We start from the raw sequence: 23,940 nt of genomic DNA on the forward strand, positions 1-23,940 counted from the left end.
ACTTAGTAAAGCCGCTTTTGCTTATTTTTTTGCCTTACTGCTTGTTTTACTATTTGGAACAGACCAGATTTTTTGAACAAAGGGATATGAAAGGAAACCTCCGTACCATTTCCTGGATTGCTTATGATATGCAGTCCCTTTCCATATAGCTTTTGCAGACGGTTATTGATATTGTACAAACCAATACCCTCTGTGTTATTTTTTAGTATAGCTTTTAAGGTATCAGGTGTCATACCAATGCCATTATCACGTACATTAAATTCAAGGATTCCGTTGCTTTTCCCAATACGGATTTCAACCCTCCCGCCCTGTTCTTTGGGAAGGATACCGTGTATAATTGCATTTTCAATAATTGGTTGAAGCATCAAAAAAGGAATTTCCATATCTTTATCTTCACAGATATCATAAGTCACTTCTAACCGTTCTTCAAATCGTACTTTCTCAATGTTAATATAATGTTTGACCAGCTCTATTTCATCAGATAAACGAACAAACTGGTTTATATCCTTAAAATTAAAGTTTCTTCTTAAATAATACGCAAAATCCATCATAAGATGTCTGGCTTTTTCGGGACTGTCATAGGATACAGCAATAAAGCTATTAATTGTATTGTATAGAAAATGGGGCTTAATCTGCGCCTGCAAAAAGGCAATCTCTAAAGTCGTGTTCCGGTCATAAAAACGCTTCACATAATTAATCTGAACAATCATTTGCAAAAAGATAAACTGGAACATTCCCGCATATAAGGTTTCGCCAAGATTATCATTAATAACATTAATCATATACAAAAGGTCATGCAGGTAGCATATGAGGGCGATAAACATACTTAAAAGATGAAGCCAGCCATCTGGATAACCTTTTCTTACTCCTTCTATAACGATAACAAAGGCAAGGAGATAACCAAAGAGGTCATGAAGGTTGCTTAAGGTGGTTAGTGCTGAGTATTCGGTAACAGGAATGAGAAGAAAAAGGACCTGAAGTATAACAGTTATCCCTAGATATATTTTTATAACGATACTAGAGAAACGGGTTTTTACGAGTTCATGGGTAAATAGAAGATAAAAATAGGGAACCCAGTTAGTAGATAGATACCAAAAAAACATGATGTTTTTTATAGACAAATATTCCATCATCCCAACTATGGTATTTTCACCCACAATATCTACCATGATTGCGGTAAGGATTGCCAGACAGGAATAATAAAGATAGGACAATAGCTCTGTTCTCATTAAAAAAACAGTCAGATAAAACAAGGAGATAATGACAAGCACTCCAAGGAGAAATAATTCCTTTCCTATGGAATATGCATGAAATGCCCCTATGTTATTCTCAGTTCCAAGGTATAAGTTATTATGGAAACCACCTCGCGCATATTCAAAATTTGAGATCTGAATAATTATGTCAAACTCTTTGGAGGGAATCGGAAAATAAGCAGTTTGCGGTTTATATCTTCCGGTTTCATGTAAACCATCCACAGCAGCTGCCCCTGAAACAGAAACAAGAGAGTCATTGATATAAATTCTGGAAGCGCTTAAGATAGCGTTCATATTAAGACCAAGTTTAGTGCCGGGTTTTAAGCCAGTAATGACATGAAGCCGGTAGGTTGCATAGCCCCTTCCAGGAAGAGGCTTACCGTTAAGCTCATATTTGGTCCACATATTTGGTACCCTTACAGAAAGATCAGGAACTGCGGTTTGTATCTCGGGATAATATATGAACTGATTCCAGTAAAAATCCCAGTTGCCTTTTAAGGTAAAAACAGAGTGATTAGTAAAGTCCTTGCTGCTTAAATCAGCCACTCCATCTTGTACCCGAGCGGTTTGACGGGAAACAGACAGAGAATTTACAAAAACATATAATAAAGCCAGCAGGGTAAACAGAAAGATGTATTTGATGTTAGTTATCTTCATGATAAATCCTCCTGAGCCTTTTCAATGATTTTATTATATTGTATATCACCAGACGCGTCAATTGTATTTCCATGTCGATATCAAAAATAAAAGCATATAATTCAGGGAAAAAAGGAAAAAAATATATAATTTTGATGAAAAAAATGTGAAATAAGGTTGATACAATAAAGGTATCATAACGTGAAGGAGGCTCAAGGTCATTGGAAATCGCTGCTGGTAGAAATGAATGGTGTCATACTATCCGGCGAATTGTTAAAGATGAATAGAGCAGGTAGTAAATTAGTTATTACCATGTGTAGTTGAGGAGGTCTGAGAATGTTAAAGACAAAATGGAAAAAATTTTTATCATTTCTGATGATATGTGTACTGGTGGTAAGTCCCTTATTTGGTGTAACCCTGACAGCCAGTGCGGCACCCAGCATTTCGCTGGTTACTGTCAGCCATTTTAATTTTAATGCGGCAACGGAAGGCTATGGAGCACAAGCTCCTTATTCTGTGCTAGTGAAAAATGATAGCACAGAGGATACTGGCGAATTAACGGTTGCATTGAGTGGAAGTAATCCAACTGCTTTCACCTTATCAAATAATAGTATTTCAAATATTTTGGCAGGTAAAAGTGATAGTATTTTAGTATATCCGGCTACCGGTTTGGCGGCGGGGTCTTACACTGCGACGGTAACGATTTCCGGCAGCAATGTAAATGCTCAGAGTTTTGATGTAAGCTTTAGTGTGAGCCCGGCTGGAGCCACCTATACGGTACAAATCCGTACTTATATAGATAATGATCCCAGTGACCTGGCTGGAGGCATTGAACTTCGTAAGGGAGCTGCCAGTGTGGAAGTTTTAAAAAGCAGTACCGGAGTTTATGAAGCCAATGTGGAAAACGGGGACTACTTTATCTATGTCAATGGCAAAGATATTGGAAGACCCATAACAATAAGTGGTGCAAACAACTATGTTATCTTAGATTACTATACGGTAAACTTCACTGCAACCTATGTTGGTACGGCTACCGGAAGTAATATTAATGCGACAGCCGGTGCGAAGGTAGTTACAAGCGGAGCCATAGTTTTAAAGGGAACACCTGTAGACATTACAGCCTCCGGCACAGGTGCGGGAAGTTATACCTATGCCTGGAACGATACAGCCAATACCTCTACAGCAACGCTTAGCATTCCATCGTTAAGTAATACTGTCAATGTGACTTGTACGGTAACCGGCTCAGGTACACCAATTACAGATCCGGCGTATGAAATCAACGGTTCAGGCTATAATTGGACAGGAAGCAATGAAACAATCGTTTTGTCGGGAACGGATGATACCTTAACCATATTAAAAGCTCCTACCGCCAGCATCAAAATTAATGTACAGTCTGCGGAGGGTTCTACCGTTACAATCGATGGAAATTCCGTCGCCTGTAATAATACTTACATAGTTGTATTAAACGAAATTACACTAAACCTGAATAATGTGGATGTTACGGCACCGTCAAATTGGTCTGGCTTAGTATTGAACTCGGATGGCGATGGAGGTATTATGACCGTTAATGTCTCTGGTATCTGCTCCTTAACTGGAACCGGAGTTGGGTGTGGAATTCGTTCTGAGCATGACCAAACTCTTGTAATAAAAGGAGATGGTATCCTTAATGCCACCGGCGGCAGCGAAGTGAGTGGCAGCGATGGTGGCACTGGTATTTACCTGATTGCTTTTTATACGGGTACTGACTTAACCATTGAAGGAGATATCACCATTAATGCGGTAGGCGGCAGTTCGCTGACACATTCGGGTGGTGACGGAATTATGGCAGCCTTTGGTGATATCCTGATAAAAAGTGGTACCGTCAATGCCACCAGTGGGGAATCAAAAGGAACAAATTATAATTCCTCCTATGGTATTGGAGCTTCCTTTCTGGCCAGCGATCATAGCAGAGGCGGAAATCTAACTATTTTGGGAGGAACGGTAGATGCTAAGGGTGGATATGCGGAGCATTTAGCTGGTGGTTACGGTATGTATATCTTTAAAAAGCTGACGATTGAAGGCGGCAGTGTTACTGCAACAGGCGGCAATAGTAAGGATGCTTCGGGAGGTACCGGAGTTGTCTGCAATGAGAAAAATATTGAAGTCAGCGGAGGAAGTCTAAATGCCACCGGTGGAGACAGTAATAGCTATGGCGGCGCAGGAATTTATGATTTTTACGGAGACATTCTATTTTCGGGCGGTACGGTTACAGCAGCAGGTGGTAAGAGTGCAAATTCCAATGGCGGTATAGGAATCGCTGTCTCTGGAACAGGCAATTTAGGTATTTCTGGCACAGACGTAACCGCAGCAGGCGGAGAGGGCGGGGTATATGGGGCTCATGCTATCTATGTAAACCTTGGAACCGTTACTGTGAATAATGGCTCTGACCTTAGAGCTGTTGGAGGAAAAGGAAAAACTTCAGGAGGTGGTGTCGGTCTTCGGGCTACCGGGAATAACGGTACGACTCTTTATGGTAATACAGTTACTATTTCAAATGACGCAGGAGATATTTTTATCCGCGGCGGTCAGGGAGTAACAGAAGAACGGGCATCGATAATGGGTAAAGATATGTACATTGGTACTGGAAATATTGGTCCTGTAGTCAAGGAAGCAGGTGCCAGTGTTCGTAATATCAGGAATAAGTACAGTGGTGATGAGCTTTATCTTGTACGAGTAACCCTAAATCCAGCAAAAGAGACGGACATTCAATGTGTAGTAAATGGTATATCAGGCGGTACTTATACCTACCGGGCTAAGACCAGTGCGGATGGAACTGCCTTGTTATGGCTTCCTGGCGGTGAACAGGTTATTTCAGCTAGTGGTTACGGTAATGAACCGATTTCCGTAATTTCCAATGATACGGAAAATGCAGTGACACTATCGGTTCTAAGCGGTGATGCCTCCCTAAAGGCCACCTCTACTGTTAAAGGAGAGATAATAACCAGTCTTGGCACTCCAAGTAGTACAATAGGTAGTGAAACAGCAGGGTTGGTAACAATTACAGCGGCAAAAGCAGCTGATACAAGTAATACCGGCAGTTTTATCACCCTGTTCGATAAGAATGACAGCAATGCCAGCGTTAAAGTTGTCAAATATGCTGCTGGTGCTTCGGCGGCAGATTTTGCGACTGCAGCTCCATATGGAAATGAAGCAATTACAGGCGGTGATTTCTTTATCGTTAGGGTAACGGCGCGGGATTCATCAGCCGAATATTATCGAATTAATGTAGCGGTAATACCATCAATTCCAGGTGTTACAGCAAACGACACGACGAATCGTCTCGTAGGAGCAGATAATACAATGGAATACTCGGTGGATGGAGGAATCAGCTGGTTAAGCTATAACACGACCAACGAGCCGACATTTACAGGAAACCAACTGGTACAGGTAAGAGTAAAGGCTGTGGGAATCAACCCGGCAGGCAGCAGCAAAACCATAACCTTTACCGCTAACCAGATACCTACCCAGCCTCCAACCAATACCAATAATCCGGCCACAACGGATACTACTAAAGCAACGACAGTTACCAGGCAGGTAGACGTAAATGGAGCGAACAGTACTACTTCAAGTGCCGTAGCAAAAGTTGATATTGTACGGGAAGTTAAGGACGAAAAAAGCATTGATACCGTTGAACTGGATCGTTCAAAAACAGTCGATGTAATCCAAAAGATCTTGAAACAAAATCAGAATATTGTTCAGATTGTTATAGATGATATTCCAAAAGCTCCGGCAGATGAAGTAGCAGTTACTGTTAATACGGATTCGGTGAAAGAACTATCTAAGAATAATATCACCCTTGAAATAAAGACCGCGGAAGTAACAGTTAAACTCCCTGCAGAATCCATACAAGAATTATCTGAAAAAGATGACGATTTATACTTTAGAATCGTACCAATCAGAGATACTGAAAAGAAGGCAGAAACGCTACAAAACGCGGTAACGTCCAAGGTAGTACAAACAGCAGCCGGAAATAGCGAAGTAACAGCCCTTGGTACTCCAATGACCATTGAAACAAATTATCAGAACTTTGCAACTAAGATAACCTTCTCGTTAAAAGGTATTGCAATACCAACGGATAAGGCACAGCGTGCCGCCTTCTTAAGTAACTTAGGTGTATACATTAACCACAGTGACGGAGAGCAGGAGCTAAATCGTGGAACGATTGTATATGACAAAAAAGGCAATCCAGTTGGAATAGAAGTTGAAATCAGCAAATTCAGTACCTTTACGATTGTAAATATCAGTAATAAAGCACCAGTTGCTTCTAAACTTAAGTTATCCCAAAAAACCGTTACAGGCAAGGTGTTAACGTTATCTTATACTTATACTGATACCAATAAGGATAAAGAGGGTAACAGTTTAATTAAGTGGTACAGAGCGGACAATAAGAGTGGTAAGAATAAGAAATTAATTGCAAAAGGCTCTAAGTTAACCTACAAGATAACCAAACAAGACAATGGAAAATATATATTAGTAGAAGTAACCCCTATTGCTAAAACCGGTAACATCACCGGTAAAACTGTTAAAACTTCTATTAAGATTCCTGCGGTAAAGGAGCATAAAGAAACAGAAAATAATAAGGATACTAAAAAAGCACCTGAGCTTATATATAAAACCCATGTGAAGCTTGGAGTTATTGGAAGTCAAACCTACGCTGAGTCAGTAGCTAAGATCTTTGAACAGGAATACAAGACCGGCAATGTAAAAGTGCTTAAGGAAGGTAAATACTACAGGGTATATATTGATTTCACAGATAAAACCACTGCAAATATGGCTTGCAAGGATATGATAAGTCGTGAGTATATTATCAATTATTATTTTTATTAATTATTCAAGCTTCGCAGTTATTTTTATCTTGGTATACTTGATAAAACCAGCTAGGAAGGTGATTAAGAAAGCATTGATTATGTATGTCTTTTAAGCTTAGGATTCTGAGCCTGGAATTCACTAATGATTTTTTCCAGCAATAATTACTAACAATAATAGGTATCGCAATACATAATAACTATCATGGACAGTGGAATAGCATTTCTGATGAAACGGCTAAGGTACAGTATGAATTTTCAATCGAAGGAGAAGATTCTTATACTTATATGGAGCTTCAATTGGTATATTCGGATGGTAAATGGCTTGATACAAAAGTGTATTTTGAAAAGTGATGAATTAAATTATAATCGATAGAAAAGCAGGAAAGAAGTGTGAGATAAAAGGACATTTCACACCCTGATTTGAGGCAGTGCCACATCTGCTAGCAGATGCGGCATGCAATGGGTGGTTAGTGTGAGATAAAACAGTTCACACTTCTTAATTGGGCAGTAACGCAAGCTAGTTTGCGATATACATGGGAGTTAGGATGTAAAATATTTGTATGAATATTTTGCATCCTATTTTTCTTTGGGGTAGAAATCGTGCCTATCGTATCTTGGTTCATTGCAATATGAGGAAAGGGAGTCCAATTACTGATAAACACTTCATAAAGGAATCAGTTAAGTGTTGTTGACCAGGGTAGTTAAGCGGCAACTAATTGTGGCATATTATCAAAAGAAAGTGTATTTTCACAAATATGGAAATAATAATTCTTAATAAATTTACACTGGAATTATAAGAATATAGTTGTTATATTAAATTTTGAATTATGCATAAGTACCCAGGAGTACGCAATAACTGAAAGGAGAAATAAAATGCACTGGCTGTCTAATAAAATAATAAAACACAAAATTGCAGTGCTAATAGCATTTGTAATTGCAACCATTTTATCCGTAGTATTAGCAAAGGGCGTAGTAGTGAATTATGATTTAATGAAATATCTTCCAAGTAATGCTCCTTCTACCACTGCTCTTGAAATAATGGATAAGGCATTTGACACCGCGCCCCCTAATTTAAGAATTCTAATTAAAGACGTTACCATACCCGAGGCCCTTGATTATAAAGATAAAATTTCAAAGGTTCCAGGTGTAAAAGAAATAAACTGGCTGGATGATTCCGCCAACTTAGACGAACCCATTGAAATAATGGATAAAAAGACCCTTGATACCTGGTATAAGGACAACAATGCCTTATTTAGTGCCTATCTGGATTCAGAAAATTTAAAAGCATCTCTATCCGAAATAAAAAGTATCATCGGAGAAAATGGGGCCATGTCCGGAGATGCGGTAAGCACCTCCGCCGCTCAAGAAGCATCCGGTTCAGAAGTTAATACCATGATGTTATTTATTGTTCCCCTTATTCTATTTATTTTGTTAATCACTACAAGTTCATGGTTTGAACCGATATTATTTCTTACTGCCATTGGTGTAGCAATACTTATAAATAATGGAACCAATATAATATTTGATGATGTATCTTTTATTACCCAGACCTCCTCCTCCATTCTGCAACTGGCGGTATCCATGGATTATTCTATTTTCTTACTTCATAGATTTGCCGAATATCGGGCAGAAGGTGAGAATGTTAAGGATGCTATGGCAAAGGCTATGGCAAAATCCTTTTCCTCTATTCTGGCCAGTGGAATGACAACTATTTTAGGATTTGCGGCCCTAATTTTTATGAAATTTGGTTTAGGACCTGATATGGGTGTTGTATTAGGAAAGGGTATCGTATTCAGTCTATTATCTGTTATGTTCTTATTGCCGGTTATGACAGTATTTACATACAAAATAATAGATAAAACCCATCATCGCTCGTTTGTTCCTTCCTTTACGGGTCTGGGTAAATTAGTACCAAAATTATTCCTGCCGGTTATTATTTTAGTTACCCTTCTAATCGTTCCCTCCTTTTTGGCACAGCAACATAATACATTCCTATATGGAAATGCCGTTATGACTGGTGATGAGACTAGTGATGTATGGAAGGATACAAACGAAATTGATACGTTATATGGAAAATCGAATCAACTCGTATTACTTATACCGTCAGATGATATAGGGTCCCAAATAGAACTGACGAGTGATTTGAAAAAATTACCGGAGGTAACCTCCATTACCGGTTACACAGAAACCGTTGGAAGCGCGATCCCTATGGAGTATATACCAACGGATGTGTTAAATAAACTGGTAACTAATGGTTACAGCAGGCTGATTATAGATACGAATACGGATCAGGAAAGTGATCATGCATTTGAGGTAGTAACTAAAATAAGAGAGATATCTAAGGAACATTATGGAGATCAGTATTATTTAGCCGGCGGCAGTGTCAATGTATATGATATGAAGGAGACTGTTACAGCAGATAATAAAGTTGTTACTGTAATTAGTATTTTGGGTATTGGTCTAATTATTATGTTAACGTTCCGTTCACTATCCATTCCTATTATTTTAATCTTAGCCATCGAATCCTCTATTTGGATAAATCTATCAGTTCCATATTTTGCTGGAAGCGGTCTGGCTTACATTGGATTTATGATCATAAATTCCGTACAATTAGGGGCAACAGTAGACTATGCAATACTATTTGCCAACCGCTATATGGAAAACCGCAGAGTACTCGGTAAAAGAGACGCGATCTCAGCAACCATATCTAATACAACCGCGTCAATATTAACCTCTGCCAGTATTTTATCGGTTTCTGGCATTATACTTGGGACAATCTCCTCCAATGGTGTGATAGGAGAATTAGGAATGCTGATTGGAAGAGGTGCTGCACTTTCGGCGGTTATGGTATTGTTTTTCCTGCCAGGACTTTTATACTTTGGAGATTTTTTGATAAGAAAATCAACAGTTGGAGCAGGCTTTATAACAAAAAAACAACAAGAAGCAGATTAATATAAGAATCGAATCATGATGTTAAGATAAAAGAAAAGAAAGGATGTAAATCGATATGTTAAAGAGAAAAATAAACAAATTAATTGCTGCAACCTTAAGTTTGTCCTTCCTGTTTAGTTTGCCCCTTACAGCGAATGCGGCTGTTGCTCAAATTCCAAAAGACGAAAATGTATATGCAATTCTAGGTCATAATGGTGAGGTAAATAATATTTATGTGGTGAACTCCTTCGAATCCGACACCGAAGCCTCATTTACTGATTATGGTGATTATAACTCCTTGCGAAACCTAAGTAATACGAATGAATTGCAGGTTCAGGACGGTAAAATAACAAGTACAGTGCCAAAAGGCAGATTTTATTACCAGGGGGATTTCGTGTCTAAAGAGCTGCCCTGGAATATTGAAATTGGCTATAAATTAGATAATAAGGAAATAAAACCGGAAGATTTAATTGGAAAAAGCGGTAAGGTTGAAATAAGCATAGATGTAACAAAAAATGAAAAAGTGAAAGATGTATTTTTTAATAATTATACCCTGCAGATTTCCACTAGTTTAGATGGAAAAAAGTTTTCTGATATCATGGCAGAAGGTGCGACCATAGCAAATGCAGGTAATAATAAAAGTATTAATTTTTCACTCTTGCCTGGAGATGAAAAAACCTTTATGATAAAGGCAGACGTTGAAAACTTTGAATTAAATCCGATTCAATTTAATGGGGTGTTATTAGCCATGGATATTAGTCTTGAAGGAACGGATACCATGACGGAGGATGTAGTTAAATTAAGCGACGGTATTAGTAAGCTAAATGATGGGGCAGAAAAGTTAAAAGACGGTTCAGAAAATTATTATAAAGGACTTAATTCGTTAGCCGGTAATACTGGCAAGATAACGAGTTCTTCTACTGCGATAGGAAGTGCAATTTCTGATACCTCAAAAGGCTTAGCGGAATTACTTAAAAGTACGGCCCAATTAAATGAGTTAGCAACAGCTATGCTTAAATCAACAGATCCTCAAACTCAGGCATTGGCAAAAGGGTATCTTTCTCAAGCAAAAGCCTTGGAACAAATTTCAGCTGGATTAACAAGCTTATCCGGTCAATACACGCAGTTTGATGCCGGAGTTGGACAATTAGCAGGTGGGATTAATTCACTGAATAATGGATATAAGGAACTAAACAGCGGTATCAGTAAACTCTCAGAGGGCACAAAGGAGCTTTCTGATAACACTTCCGGTATGGATACCAAGATTCAAGATAAGATAGATTCCATGGTATCTGATTTCTCCCATAAAGATTTTAAGCCGGTATCCTTTGTTTCACCTGATAATAAAAATATTGGTGCCGTACAATTTGCAATCAGGACAGATGCATTAAAAATTCCGGAGGCAGCAGCTACCGTGGAAGAAGAGAAGGCTCCATTAACCTTCTGGCAGAAATTATTAAATTTATTTGGTCTATATAAAGAAGAGGAATAAGTGTGAATCAGAAATTTATAATGAGAAAGATTGCCATACTGAGCAGCTTTCACACATTCGTATTTGTAGCAGTATCCCAGGCCAGCCTGGGATATGCAATGGGTGTAAATCATAAAATAGAAGGTTGTTTCCGGCAGAAAGGATAGGTATGCAAAAGATTCTAATCGTTGATGATGATAAAGAAATCGCGGATTTAATATCAGATGCTCTAGCGGATGAAGGATTTACTACGGTATTAGCCTATGACGGGGAAGAGGCAATTGAAATCATAGAAAAAAATGCTGATTTCACATTAATCGTATTAGACATCATGATGCCAAAGGCAGATGGACTGAGTGTATGCCGTAGAATTAGAGATAATGTTGTATGCCCTATTATATTTTTGTCAGCAAAAAATCAAATTCTTGATAAACTTTTAGGGCTGGAAATGGGCGGAGATGACTATATTACAAAGCCCTTTGTAGTAGAGGAGCTAATTGCAAGAGTAAAAGCTCACCTTCGCAGAGAAAATAGAATCAAACAGTTTCAGGATCAAAAAGTTGTAATACGTATTGGTGATATAGAAATTTATAAAGAGAATTATGAAGTTTTGTTAAATAAGACACCAATCCCTTTATCAACCAGAGAATTTCAGGTTTTATTATATTTATGTGAAAATGTAGGTAAAGTATTATCGAAGGAGCAGATATTTATGGCGGTTTGGGGGGATGAATACGGAGATATCGGTGCAGTGGCAATTAACATAAAAAATATACGTGATAAACTGGATAAGGACCATCAATATATTAGAACTGTCTGGGGAGTCGGCTATAAATTGGTAGAAGGGCTTGGGAAAGTGTAGAAAAACTGCTTCACAGTTTCTTTGGAAATATTTCTCAGGATTTTGAGGCAGCCATGTCGCCAGTCATGAAGAAAAAGCATAATACACACTTATTGTAAGATGCCCTAGGCGCGGCATCATGGAGAAAAGCATGAGTATAAAATATAAAATACCGTTAATGGTGCTTGGCATCTTTCTATTTAATATATTATTTATTGGAGCCTATTACCGATTTTCATTGTCTAAAAACATATCAATAAATCATGATAAAAATATTGCATACTTAGAAAAAACGGCGAGAGAACTAACTCAAGCTGCAAAAACCCAGTATGATTATAAAGAATATTTAGCGAAAAGTGCGAAAGAGAAAGGGCTTGTTCTGCAAATGAAAGACAGAGCGGGTAATGTTTTATATTCAACGGGAAAAACTTTTCATGCAAATATGAATCTTAGTACACAGGATGTGTTTGTGCAAAATGGTAACATCTATTTACTTAAAGTGATTTGGCCGATTCCCTTAAGAGTAAACCCAGCCTTTCGTATTATAGATGATTTGTTTTGGGGAGAAATAGTCATCATATCCGTTTCGCTTCTTATATTGATGTATGCGATGCATCGAAGGATTGTAAGTCCGATTGTTGAGTTACAGAAAATCATGCTGCAATACAAAAAGGGTAAAAAACCTATTATAGAGAATCGGTACGATGAGATTGGTATACTGCAACAGGTTTATTCGGAACTAATCGACCTTTTGGAAGCAGATAAGCAGCTTCAATACCGAATTATTGCTTCTATTTCCCATGACATTAAAACTCCCTTAACTTCTGTAATGGGGTATGCAGAAAGACTGCAAAAAGGAACCGTAAGTGCGGAGCGTTTTACCAAATATATTCAAACAATATATTCAAAATCTAAAATGATAAAAGAATTAGTGGATGAGTTTGATGATTATGTGGGGGTAGAATTACAATCCGGTTTCAAAATGCAGGAAATGAAAGTGTTACAATTCCGAGATCTTTTGGAACAGGAATATTATGAAGAACTTAGTTTCCTGGAGGTAGATTTTCAGGTTATATGTAGTTGCCCTGACAGTAAGATTATGGTTGACTTAACAAAATTATATAGAGTATTTGGGAATATAATAAGTAATAGCCTTAAGTATAAACAAAAAGAGCAGTTAAAAATCACCATCGATATATTCAAAGAGTATGAAAAAATTGTATTTCTCATAGCAGATAACGGAAGCGGAGTAGAGGAAGAAGATATTATGAAAATATTTGAACCTTTTTACACCTCAGATCAGAGCAGGCGGGTAGCCGGTCTAGGCTTATCGATATGTAAAAGCCTTGTAGACCGTCATGGCGGAAGCATCAGGGCTTATAACAATACGGTTGGTGGACTTAGTATTCGAATTGAGCTTAATGAAAAGCTATAAGAGGAGTTAGTCAATGCAGAAGTTTCAATGAAACAAGAATAAATAACAGTAAGAGTCAATAGGAAGGAGTTCTAGTATGGAAAAACCGAATCGGCTTTATATTCTTTGGACAAACGCAGATATTCTTACCTCGGACAAAATGGTTATGATGTATGCCACAAATAGTAAAATACATCAATGGTGGCAGGAGGTAACTGTAATTATCTGGGGAGCTACTGCGAAACTGGCAGCAGAGAATGATTTGATTCAAACAAAAATTAAAATTGCCCAACAGGCAGGTGTTCAGTTTTCGGCATGCAAAGCCTGTGCAGAGCAATTAGGGGTTGCAGATAAACTTATAGACCTGGATGTAGAAGTCATGTACTGGGGTGAAGGATTGACAGATATCCTGAAAAATGATGAAAAACTAATTACCATATAACTCATTATCTGTGTCCAGACTGATATTCTACAACTTGCAACAGTCTCTTCAATACGGGAAAGCTGTGTATGAAGTTACATGTTACGAGGTCCCATCTAAGATATTTGCTCAAATTTTATAGTATTTGTATTGGTATACTTGATAAAATCAGTATTCGTGTTAATCAATTCTTACAATTTAGGAATTGATTAACACGAATACTGATTTTATCAAGTTATTTTTAGTTTATAAACTGGGATTTTTGAGTATTTAGAAAAACTTAAAATAAAAGTATAGAAGTATTAATATTTATGGAGTAACATAATTTACATATTCAGGTAGTTGAGGAGGATGGCAGTGTACTGCCAGTATATATAATTAAAGGAGCAAATATGAAAAAATTTATTATCATTTTTACTGTTCTCATCTCAATGCTTTGCTTTAGCAGTTGCGGGACACAGCATGAGAAGGTTACACCAGCAGTAGTTAATACAACGGAACTTGAAACCAGTAATTCATCAACTTCTGGAGTTTCTGTGACTTTCGAAGGTTCTGAAAAAACGGAAGATTCTTTAAAAACAAAACCGGAAAATGCAGTTTCAAGGACATCAAAGTCAGTAAATATTGAGGGTGATTGTGCGGTTCAAGACGGAAGGATTTATTATGCTAATCATTTTGATGATGGTACACTCTATAGTATGAATATCGACGGCAGTGATAACCGTAAACTTAATGATGATTTGACGCCGTGGTTCTATGTGTCTGGTGACCGGATTTATTACGAAAACGGGAAGGGTGGGAACATTTATGTCATGAATGCCGATGGCAGCGGTAATAAAAAGCTGAATGAGGATAATTCCGTAAATATTAATATCTTTGGGAATCGTATATATTACCTCAATTGGGATGATAACTCTGCTCTTTACAGCATGAACACCGACGGCAGTGACCGGAAAAAATTAAGCAGCGACGAGCTATTATACATGAATGTGGTCGATAACCGAATATACTATTTTTGCGAAAAAGAAGGTTTAAAAGGAATTTACAGCGCTAATACCGATGGAAGCGACAAAATTAAGTTAACCGATGATATTCCATATCGTATAACAGTGGCAGACGGCTGGATTTATTATAATAATGAAAAGGATTCTAATAAACTTTATGCCATCAGAACCGACGGCAGCGACAGACATAAACTGATTGATGACTATGCCTTAAGCATAAATGTGGCGGGTGACCAGATTTATTATATAAAAGGGGATGAGTGGAAATTCTACCGCGTAAATAAGGACGGCAGCAATCGGAAACTTCTTTCTGAGGATAGTGCGGACTGGATTTGCGTCTTTAATAACCGGATTTATTATACCATGAGTGGTGCAAAGATTTATTCCATGGATACAGATGGCGGTGATATACGGGTTATAAAAGATTTAAGCGATGGAGCTTATAAGGAGGTAACCTATGAAATCACCAGCCGATTAAGTGAAGATATGCCTGAATTCCGTTTTGTTGCTACTGGGAAGACCCGGAACACTCTGACCCTGGAAGAATGGGGGATGGGTTATGTTATGGGGTTAGAGGTCTATGATGAAAAAGACCGTCCACTTCTCAAAGAGGACTATTCCTATTCTGATCTTGATGAGGTAATTGGAAACTATGTTTACAATAATATGATGGACACCATGGGTCTCCATGTTACAGATGTAAATTTTGACGGTTATAAAGATGTGATTATCCTGAATAGTTTTAGCGGAGCCCATTCAAATACATTGTATGATTGCTGGCTTTGGAACCAAAAGACATCGTCCTTTGTTAAATCGGAATCCTTTTCTGATATTTGCAATCCTGCCCTTAATCCAGAGAAAAAATGCATTTACTCAAGCGGAGGTTCCGGCGCCAGTCATCAGGTTTGGGAAATCTATCAGTATATTGACGGAAAGTTCGTGGTTACGAATAATTTGTCCTATGTAGAGAATAATGAGGGATATCATTTTACCGAACAAAACCTTGTAAACGGGAAAATGAAAACCCTGCGGGACGACCTAATTAAGGCGGGAAATTTTAACGACGCGCTGTCTGCCGCGGGTTATATAGGGGATAAGGTTTGGCAGCTTGATAATCCTCGTTGGTATATGTTTGGAGGTCATCATGCTGACCAATGGCTGGAATAATATCTAATATCCATTATATTCACTGTTTAGGAGAATGGCAGTGTACTGCCAGTTTATATAATTAAAGGAGTATATATGAAAAAAGTTATTATCATTTTTACTGTTCTCATCTCAATGCTTTGCTTTAGCAGCTGCGGGACATGGCATGTGAAGCTTACGCCAGCAGCAGTTAATACAACAGAACCTGAAACCATTAATTCATCAACGTCTGAAGTTTCTGTGACTTTCGAAGGTTCTGAAAAAACAGAAGATACTGAAAAAACAAAAACAGAAGGTTCTTTAAAAACAGAAGGTTCTTTAAAAACAGAACCGGAAAATGCAGCATCAAGGACATCTAAGACGGTAAATAGTGAGGGTAATTGTGCGGTTCAAGATGGAAGGATTTATTATGCTAACCACTCTGATGATGGTACACTCTATAGTATGAATATCGATGGCAGTGATAACCGTAAACTTAATGATGATAGGACGCCGTGGTTCTATGTGTCTGGTGACCGGATTTATTACAAAAATGAGAAGGGCGGGAACATCTATGTTATGAATACCGATGGCAGCGGTAATAAAAAGCTGAACGAGGATAGTTCCGAAAATATTAATGTTTTTGGGGACCGTATATATTACTGCAATTGGGATGATGACTATGCTCTTTACAGTATGGACACCGACGGCAGTGACCGGAAAAAATTAAGCAATGATAATCCAGTTTACATGAATGTGGTCGATAACCGAATATACTATTTTCGTCAAATAAGTGGTTTAGACGGAATTTACAGTACTAATACCAATGGAACCGACAAAATAAAGTTAACCGATGACATTCCATATGGTATGACAGTGGCAGACGGCTGGATTTATTATAATATTGATAAGGATTCCAACGAACTTTATGCCCTTTATGCCATAAGAACCGACGGCAGCGACAGACATAAACTGATGGATGACTATGCCCGAAGTATAAATGTGGCTGGTGACCAGGTTTATTATATAAACGGGAATGAGGGGAAACCCTACCGCGTGAATAAGGACGGCAGCAATCGGAAACTTCTGTCTGAGGATTGTGTGGAATGGATTTGCGTATTTGATAACCGGATTTATTATACCATGAGTGGTGTCAAGAATGGTGCAAAGATTTATTCCATGGATACAGACGGCGGAGATAAAAAGGTTATAAAAGATTTAACCAAAGTAGTAACCTATGAAATTACCCGTCAATTAAGTAAAGATATGCCAAAATACCGTTTTGTTGCCACCGGAAAGACCCAGAACAATGAGGAATGGGGAATGGGCTTTGTTATGGGTTTAAAGGTCTATGATGAAAAAGACCATCCACTTCTTAGCAAGGACAACCCCTATAGTGAGATTGATGAGGGAAGTATAAATCCTGTTTTTAATAATATGATGGACACCATGGGTCTCCATGTTACAGATGTAAATTTTGATGGTTATAAAGATGTGATTATCCTGTCTAGTTTTATCGGAAACCATTCAAATACATATTATGATTGCTGGCTTTGGAACCAGAAGACATCATCCTTTGTCAAATCGGAATCCTTTTCTGATATTTGCAATCCAGCTCTTGACCCGGAGAAAAAATGCATTTACTCATGCGGAAGTTACTTAACCACCTATCGTGAGTGGGAGATCTATCAGTATATTGACGGAAAGTTCGTGGTTGCGAATAATTTGTCATATGTAGAGAATGATGAGGGATATCATTTTACCGAACAAAAGCATGTAAACGGGAAAATGAAAACCCTGCGGGACGACCTAATTAAGGCGGGAAATTTTAATGACGTGCTGTCTGCCGCGGGTTATATAGGGGATAAGGTTTGGCAGCTTGATAATCCCCGCTGGTATATGAATGGAGGTCATCATGCTGACCAATGGCTGGATTGATTAATTCTAAATTCTGCTAAAGTTAAAAATCGTTGAAAACTTTATGTTTTCGGCATTAGCGGATAATTCCTGCTTTTAATTGTAAGTAAAAAGCTGATAAAACATATTATGATAATTTGTTTTATCAGCTTTTTTTGCCAGAGATATAGAGCGAAGGAGCGCAATCTGTCAAAGAGCCCAAACAATTCGCCGCTTCCGCTTACTGCACCATTATCCCACCAGATACAAGGTATTCCCTTAGCCTTGGCAGCTTTAACATAGTAATATGCCCAATCGGTTCGTTGGCTTAGATTATTCTTGTTCAAAGCACCGAATTCACCAAGTATAACAGGATGACCCTTGGAGATGAAGTACTGGTTCAGACTGTCCATCAGATAGTTGATGGCACCCGTATCTGCGCTGTTATTAGGGCTCCATTGTGAAGTTCCGTTAATATTTAAGGTAAAATCATATGGAGTATAAGCGTGAACAGAGACAATGATTTTATCATCTGACGGTATGGTAAAGTTATCCCAGGCAGAGGTAGAAGAGGAAGCGGCGTAAGTCGGAATCATCAAATGTCTCAAAGGGTTATTGCCGCCGGAGCTGCGAACCGTGTTAACAAAGGCTACATTTAGGAGTAATCAAGGCAGGTGTGCAAAATTAGTTTATACTATCCAAGCTCCCTCTATTAAGCCCTAGAAGGACATCAGCGTATGTCGATACTTTTTTTGAATGTGTTACGACAATTACACATTTATGATCATCATGTGCAAGGGACGTAAGGATACTCATAATGTTTTTTTCCGTGTCGCTATCAAGGTTGCCAGTAGGTTCATCGGCAATGATAATCTTAGGATTATGAGATAAAGCCCGTGCAATACCAACCCGCTGCTGTTCTCCGCCGGAGAGTTTTAAAATTTTGCGGTCGGCGGTTTCTTTGTCAATACCAACTTTTTCAAGAAGTTCATAGGCAACTTTCTTTTTATTGACATCTTTTGCTTTACTTATATTCATAGATAACACAATATTCTCAACCGCTGTAGCATTTGTCAAAAGATTATATCCCTGGAAAATAACACCAATGCTTTCAGCTCTATAGTTATCACGATCAATTTGGGAAAGTGGATTACCGTTATAATTTATGGAACCGTCCGTACAAGTATCAAGACCTGAAATAAGGGATAAGAGGGTAGTTTTACCTGAACCTGACTTGCCCATAATGGTATAGAGCTTACCCCCGTTAAACACTGCCGAAATTTTATTCAACACCACTTTTGTTGTTCCGCTATATTGATAGGATACCTTATCGATTGTTAAAAGACTCATTATATTCACCTTAATTCCTTTCTGATAGTATTTTTATTGGTTCATATTTTGTGATATACATAATACCTGCGATACTTGATATACCTGCAAGAGTAAGAGAAATTAAAATAATTTTTGTTATTGCATCCATATTTAAGTTGATTTGAAGCTCCGAAAGTGGTTTAACGTCTGATGAAAATGAAGGTGTCCCAAGTCCTGTACTGCCACCTGTTTGCATGTCGCCATTCCCATTACTGTTATCTTTGGCAAGTTCAATTTGATTTGCAAGCAAGCTATCAGCGACGGGTTTTGATGCTGCCATTCCAAGACCTAACCCAAGAATCAGGCATATTACCGTTAGAACAAGCATTTCTGTAAGCAGCCCCAAAGCGACCTTAATCTTTTTCATACCCATTGCTCGAAGAACCCCAATTTCGTATTTGCGTTCACGAATTGCAAGTGTAGATAAAAGGATAAGTATCATGGAACCGAGGACCAAAACTACAATTAAGAATGAATTTGTTACCTTGGCTAGTCCTTCCACAGGTCCCACTACTTTTTTATAACCAGCGTCATCGGTAGTAACCTTGTAATAATCAGCTAAGCCCTTTTCTCTGAGTTCTTTTTCATATGCAGAAAGCTGTGCGGGATCTTTCAAAAAATATTGAGCGGTAACAGTTCCAAACACATGAAACAGTTCCATTCCTTTTGCAGTTTCAAAGCTTGTCAGAATTTCATTGTTTCTGTTAGTTATTGATGTTATTTCGTCAGCATCCGTTCCAAGCATGGTGTTATCCATATAAATACCTGCAACTGTTAAGTTGTGAGCCATAAGATCGTCTTTATAATAACTGTCAACCTCAATGGTATCCCCGATAGCTATCTTGTTTAGGCTGGCATACTGTTCACTGACAATGCATTCATTGAGAGTTTCATACATCCTGCCGCTGGTAATTTTGCGGGTTCCTGTTTTGAAATCGCTGTTTGCTGCTGGGTTATCCGATGCAACAATTTTTGCCTTCATGGGAACTACCTCTGGCATTATTGTTCCATCTGCTCTTTTCGCACCGCTGAGAAATTCCGACATCATATTATCTCTCTCGCTTTCACTCAGAGATACAAGTTTTCTAGGTGATATATCAATGGTTGCTGAAAAATTTGAGCTTTGCAGCAAAGGGGAATCTCCATATGATATTTGTTCTTCCGGGGTAAGTTGTCTATAATTCTCTGCCGTTTTTCTGTTTTGAAGTTTTTCAGAATCGGCACTAATTGAAACTTCCGATCCAAACCTCGCCTTATAATCTGTAATGATAGCGGAAGTTGTCGTGTTAATGATAATGGATACGGCAGTTGTAAGAATTATTGTAAAAATAATAATTGCCATTATACTATTTCTTCCTTTGTTTCTGCCAATATTTTTAATTGCATTTGCTATAATGTACATAATTTATTTGCTCCTTTAAATAGTATTTGTTTGTCGACATAATTCAGTATAGCAAATGGTATGTTAAATCTTCGTTAGGTTTTTAAGTAATAAATTAAACTTCGCAGTTATTTTTGTTTTGGTATACTTGATAAAATCAGCAAGGAAGGGGATTATGAAAGCATTGATTATGCTATGTTTCATAAGCTTCGGACTCTGAGCCTGGAATTCACTAATGATTTTTTCACAAACTCCTCGCTATGCTCGTCAAACAGTGTGCATTTTGAGTCTGAACCACCTGAAAAAGTCATAAGTGAATGATCAGACTCAGAATAAAGCGCTTATGAAACATAGCATAATCATGCTTTCAATTTAGCTTTAGGGCTGATTTTATCAAGTGTTTTTAAGTTTATTAACTGTGAAGTTTGAGTAAAAAAAATATTATTAATAAAAATTAGTGTAAAATGAAAAAAGGGCTGCTGCAAAAAAGATAAAATTAAGGGATTATATTTTGGGAAAAATTTTGTGGAAAGTAGGCGCGAATGGCTGCAAGAAAGAGAATACAGCCGTTATTGACGCGAACTTAGAAAAAAATTTCCAAAATATAATCCCTATTAGACCAGGATGATAACTATATTTTACAACAGCCTCTAAATAACTAATTTTTATATGGGAAATTGAATCGTAAATTTTGTACCTTTTTTATACTCGCTTGAAACGTTTATAGTGCCCTCATGCCTTTCTATGATTGACTTAGCAATGGACAGTCCCAAACCTGAGCCTGCGGTTTTGCGTGAACGTGAGCCGTCCACCCGATAGAAAGCGTCAAATATAAAGGGTAGATGTTCGGAAGGGATTCCCAAACCGGTATCTTCAATGTCGATTTTTATATCATCTTCTGTTTCACTGCAACGAATTGAAATAGTTCCTTTTTCCGTGTTGTATTTATAAGAATTTTCGATAAAGTTATAAAAGGCTCTGTAAAGAAGGGCAGCATTTCCGTATATCGTTATGGCATCACAGTCAATATGATAAGTAATTTCACGATTTTCATATATTATTGATAAATCTTCGAATATGGTTTCAAACATGACATCCAAATATATAGTTTCTTTTTGTGTTTCAGTCGTTTCGCTTGAAGCTGCCAGAATTAACAGATCGTTAACGACTTTCGTCAGTCTGTCGACGCTTGCTTCTGTCATACGGGCATTATCCTGGTATTCCAAAAGGGTACCATTTTCATCCATAGAAAGTACTTGTATTCCTGCTTTAATCGTTGCAAGAGGTGTTTTCAGTTCATGTGCAGCACTTGCTGAAAACCGCCTTTGTCTTTCAAATGCATCCTCCAAACGGTCAAGTGCATGATTAAAACATACGGTTAATTGGCTTACTTCATCATTGGAACTCCGTTCCGGCAATCGTTGTGTCAAATTATGCTCATCAATTTTGGAGATTTGCTGACTTAGTGTTCTTACTGGTTTTAAGGCTCTTCCCGTAGTAAAGAAGACAGCGCCTGTTCCAACAACGGTCAATAAAAAGCAAAACAAAATGGTCGTTGTATCAAAATTTTGCTTAGCCTTTTGAAGTTCTTGTGAGGCTGTGGGTCCCGATTGAATAAAATCGTCTTCCGAAGTATCGGTTTTGTTTGGATCGTTTTTCATTTGTATTAAAATACCATTATTTGTTTCCGTTATATCAATTAGATCATAAAAAGGTGAGATAAGAGTTTTTCGCGCGTTCATCATGGCCAGGACTGATAATGCAATAGAGGAAATAACCAGTACAACAGCGGTTAACAACGTAACTCTCCACTGTAAAGACATCTTCATAAACAGTCCTCCTCAATCATGTATCCTTGCCCTCGAATGGTTTTTATTATTTCTTGTCTGCCATAATCAGAAAGCTTCTTTTTTAATGAATGAATATGATAACGGATAGTATTAGAAAAAGGATCAAAGTCGCTGTCCCAAATGTGTTCGACAAATTCCTCTGCGCTGATCACCTTGTTTTTATTCAGCACAAGGTACTCTAAAATGCAGTATTCCTTACGGGTTAAGTTCAATGTTTCACCATCGCAAATCACTTTTTTAGCATTTGTATCAATTGTAAAAATACCAAATATAATTGATGCTGGAAGCTCGGAAAAGTTTCGGCGCAGTAAATTTCTGATTCGGGCTTCTAATTCACCGAAATCAAAAGGTTTAATAAGATAATCGTTAGCGCCCTCATCCAATCCAAGGATTCTTTCATCCACTTTCGTTCTGGCAGAAAGAATTAAAATCTTTGTATTGGTATCGTTCTTACGAATTGCCCGCAGTACGTCCAGCCCATCTAGTTTTGGAATATTCAAGTCTAGAATGATAATATCATACCCATTGATTTCATAATATTCCAGAGCTTCTTCACCATCATAAACAGTATCAACTGCATAACCTGCTTTACGCAGTCCCCTGGCTATGATAGCAGAAAGCATTTCTTCATCTTCAACAAGCAAAATTTTCATATGGACACCATCCTTGTAGTTTATTAATTAATAATATCACAACAAATGTTAGTTTTCCGTTAGTTTTTACCATTATATTTTTGAAGTATTGTTGGTGCAGGTAATGAAAGCACCTTTTTACCAAAAAACAATATTTTTAATAACTTGCAGTCTGTCAGAAGAGGAGTATGAATTTCTTTCAGGCTTTTTTGAATCGTATTATATTATGTATAAAAAGATAATTTTAAAAATGTTGCATTAAATCTCTGATCTGGACATTTCTAAGAGAGAATGGCATTCTGGAGTCTGCTTACGAAGCAGATAATAGATAAATATCAATAAACAGAAACAATAGATAAGGCATTAGTCATAGAAATAGAAAAAACGATTGCTAAAAATATTTTAAACGGAAAGGAATCTTATAAATCTGGTTAAAGATAATACTATAAAAGAAAAAGTTGAGTATAAGTTGCGTATAAACTATTTTTATGATAAAATACTCTCTGTGCCATAAAAGGTTTTATACGCCAAAAGCCTTGATTCATAAGGGTTTAGAAAAAAACACAACCCCCATGACGCCTTTGCCACAGGGGTTGCATTTAAAAAGGGGAGGATAAGTATTTAACTTTTCTTTGGTGTCTGGCGTATCCTAAAGTTGGAGGGGGGATCCAACATCCGTATAAGATGACGCTTACTGTGCAATCTAATTATTACAAATGGATGTCCCAAAGGAATATTCAATTGTTAACTTAGTCGTCTGGCTTTGCAGGCGGCAATTGTTTGAAATTAGATTAACTATAGTATGATACAGAAATTGCAGTATTATACATAAATTAATAATTTTTTTTGCGTAAGTTTAGGTTTATT

The 23,940-nt window shown here is 37.6% G+C and carries 15 protein-coding genes; 9 read left to right on the forward strand and 6 right to left on the reverse strand.

What is annotated here, in order from left to right; translation table 11 throughout:
- Window positions 1–2 precede the first annotated feature (2 nt).
- On the reverse strand, window positions 3–1,910 hold the full coding sequence (locus tag QA584_RS04780) for a sensor histidine kinase (protein ID WP_278273363.1): 1,908 nt from the start codon (window positions 1,908–1,910) through the stop codon (window positions 3–5).
- 315 nt (window positions 1,911–2,225) lie between these two features.
- Between QA584_RS04780 and QA584_RS04785 the strand changes: the two genes are divergently transcribed.
- The 9 genes from QA584_RS04785 to QA584_RS04825 all read left to right on the forward strand — a co-directional run bounded on the left by QA584_RS04785 (window position 2,226) and on the right by QA584_RS04825 (window position 17,881).
- Window positions 2,226–6,755, forward strand: a complete 4,530-nt coding sequence (locus tag QA584_RS04785) for a DUF4073 domain-containing protein (RefSeq protein ID WP_278273364.1) — start codon at window positions 2,226–2,228, stop codon at window positions 6,753–6,755.
- Window positions 6,756–7,609: 854 nt separating this feature from the next.
- The gene (locus QA584_RS04790; RefSeq protein WP_278273365.1) at window positions 7,610–9,688 is read left to right on the forward strand and encodes an efflux RND transporter permease subunit; all 2,079 of its coding nucleotides are present in this window, start codon (window positions 7,610–7,612) and stop codon (window positions 9,686–9,688) included.
- Between the two features lie 55 nt (window positions 9,689–9,743).
- Complete coding sequence (locus tag QA584_RS04795; RefSeq protein ID WP_278273366.1) at window positions 9,744–11,159, forward strand: hypothetical protein; 1,416 nt, start codon at window positions 9,744–9,746, stop codon at window positions 11,157–11,159.
- A 2-nt stretch (window positions 11,160–11,161) separates the two neighbouring features.
- Complete coding sequence (locus tag QA584_RS04800) at window positions 11,162–11,305, forward strand: hypothetical protein (RefSeq protein WP_278273367.1); 144 nt, start codon at window positions 11,162–11,164, stop codon at window positions 11,303–11,305.
- A gap of 2 nt (window positions 11,306–11,307) precedes the next feature.
- On the forward strand, window positions 11,308–12,000 hold the full coding sequence (locus tag QA584_RS04805; RefSeq protein ID WP_278273368.1) for a response regulator transcription factor: 693 nt from the start codon (window positions 11,308–11,310) through the stop codon (window positions 11,998–12,000).
- Between the two features lie 130 nt (window positions 12,001–12,130).
- Entirely contained in the window at window positions 12,131–13,414 is a 1,284-nt protein-coding gene (locus QA584_RS04810; RefSeq protein WP_278273369.1) for a sensor histidine kinase, read from the forward strand.
- A gap of 76 nt (window positions 13,415–13,490) precedes the next feature.
- A complete protein-coding gene (locus QA584_RS04815; RefSeq protein WP_278273370.1) occupies window positions 13,491–13,835 on the forward strand; it encodes a DsrE family protein in 345 nt (114 codons plus the stop codon).
- Window positions 13,836–14,206: 371 nt separating this feature from the next.
- On the forward strand, window positions 14,207–15,985 hold the full coding sequence (locus tag QA584_RS04820) for a DUF5050 domain-containing protein (RefSeq protein ID WP_278273371.1): 1,779 nt from the start codon (window positions 14,207–14,209) through the stop codon (window positions 15,983–15,985).
- Window positions 15,986–16,060: 75 nt separating this feature from the next.
- Window positions 16,061–17,881, forward strand: a complete 1,821-nt coding sequence (locus tag QA584_RS04825) for a DUF5050 domain-containing protein (protein ID WP_278273372.1) — start codon at window positions 16,061–16,063, stop codon at window positions 17,879–17,881.
- Between the two features lie 41 nt (window positions 17,882–17,922).
- Here the strand turns inward: QA584_RS04825 and QA584_RS04830 are convergent, their stop codons facing one another.
- The 5 genes from QA584_RS04830 to QA584_RS04850 all read right to left on the reverse strand — a co-directional run bounded on the left by QA584_RS04830 (window position 17,923) and on the right by QA584_RS04850 (window position 23,094).
- Window positions 17,923–18,435 carry a glycoside hydrolase family 5 protein gene (locus QA584_RS04830; RefSeq protein ID WP_278273373.1) on the reverse strand — a complete coding sequence of 171 codons (513 nt, stop codon included), beginning with the start codon at window positions 18,433–18,435 and terminating at the stop codon, window positions 17,923–17,925.
- Between the two features lie 88 nt (window positions 18,436–18,523).
- Window positions 18,524–19,189 carry an ABC transporter ATP-binding protein gene (locus tag QA584_RS04835; RefSeq protein ID WP_278273374.1) on the reverse strand — a complete coding sequence of 222 codons (666 nt, stop codon included), beginning with the start codon at window positions 19,187–19,189 and terminating at the stop codon, window positions 18,524–18,526.
- Window positions 19,190–19,199: 10 nt separating this feature from the next.
- Window positions 19,200–20,612, reverse strand: coding sequence for an ABC transporter permease (locus QA584_RS04840; protein ID WP_278273375.1), 1,413 nt, complete (start codon window positions 20,610–20,612; stop codon window positions 19,200–19,202).
- A gap of 644 nt (window positions 20,613–21,256) precedes the next feature.
- Entirely contained in the window at window positions 21,257–22,420 is a 1,164-nt protein-coding gene (locus QA584_RS04845) for a sensor histidine kinase (protein WP_278273376.1), read from the reverse strand.
- Complete coding sequence (locus QA584_RS04850; RefSeq protein WP_278273377.1) at window positions 22,417–23,094, reverse strand: response regulator transcription factor; 678 nt, start codon at window positions 23,092–23,094, stop codon at window positions 22,417–22,419. Before QA584_RS04850 ends, QA584_RS04845 begins: the two co-directional genes overlap by 4 nt.
- Window positions 23,095–23,940: the final 846 nt, after the last annotated feature.

The sequence above is a fragment of the Anaerocolumna sp. AGMB13025 genome (genome assembly GCF_029689925.1).
In the GTDB taxonomy this organism is placed as follows: domain Bacteria; phylum Bacillota; class Clostridia; order Lachnospirales; family Lachnospiraceae; genus Anaerocolumna.

Bases quoted from the DNA above. Each gene is read 5' to 3' on its own strand.
- QA584_RS04815 (WP_278273370.1), top strand. From the start codon at position 13,491: ATGGAAAAACCGAATCGGCTTTATATTCTTTGGACAAACGCAGATATT.
- QA584_RS04840 (WP_278273375.1), bottom strand. From the start codon at position 20,612: ATGTACATTATAGCAAATGCAATTAAAAATATTGGCAGAAACAAAGGA.
- QA584_RS04820 (WP_278273371.1), top strand. From the start codon at position 14,207: ATGAAAAAATTTATTATCATTTTTACTGTTCTCATCTCAATGCTTTGC.
- QA584_RS04810 (WP_278273369.1), top strand. From the start codon at position 12,131: ATGAGTATAAAATATAAAATACCGTTAATGGTGCTTGGCATCTTTCTA.
- QA584_RS04835 (WP_278273374.1), bottom strand. From the start codon at position 19,189: ATGAGTCTTTTAACAATCGATAAGGTATCCTATCAATATAGCGGAACA.
- QA584_RS04795 (WP_278273366.1), top strand. From the start codon at position 9,744: ATGTTAAAGAGAAAAATAAACAAATTAATTGCTGCAACCTTAAGTTTG.
- QA584_RS04805 (WP_278273368.1), top strand. From the start codon at position 11,308: ATGCAAAAGATTCTAATCGTTGATGATGATAAAGAAATCGCGGATTTA.
- QA584_RS04830 (WP_278273373.1), bottom strand. From the start codon at position 18,435: ATGATTCCGACTTACGCCGCTTCCTCTTCTACCTCTGCCTGGGATAAC.
- QA584_RS04825 (WP_278273372.1), top strand. From the start codon at position 16,061: ATGAAAAAAGTTATTATCATTTTTACTGTTCTCATCTCAATGCTTTGC.
- QA584_RS04845 (WP_278273376.1), bottom strand. From the start codon at position 22,420: ATGAAGATGTCTTTACAGTGGAGAGTTACGTTGTTAACCGCTGTTGTA.
- QA584_RS04780 (WP_278273363.1), bottom strand. From the start codon at position 1,910: ATGAAGATAACTAACATCAAATACATCTTTCTGTTTACCCTGCTGGCT.
- QA584_RS04850 (WP_278273377.1), bottom strand. From the start codon at position 23,094: ATGAAAATTTTGCTTGTTGAAGATGAAGAAATGCTTTCTGCTATCATA.
- QA584_RS04790 (WP_278273365.1), top strand. From the start codon at position 7,610: ATGCACTGGCTGTCTAATAAAATAATAAAACACAAAATTGCAGTGCTA.
- QA584_RS04785 (WP_278273364.1), top strand. From the start codon at position 2,226: ATGTTAAAGACAAAATGGAAAAAATTTTTATCATTTCTGATGATATGT.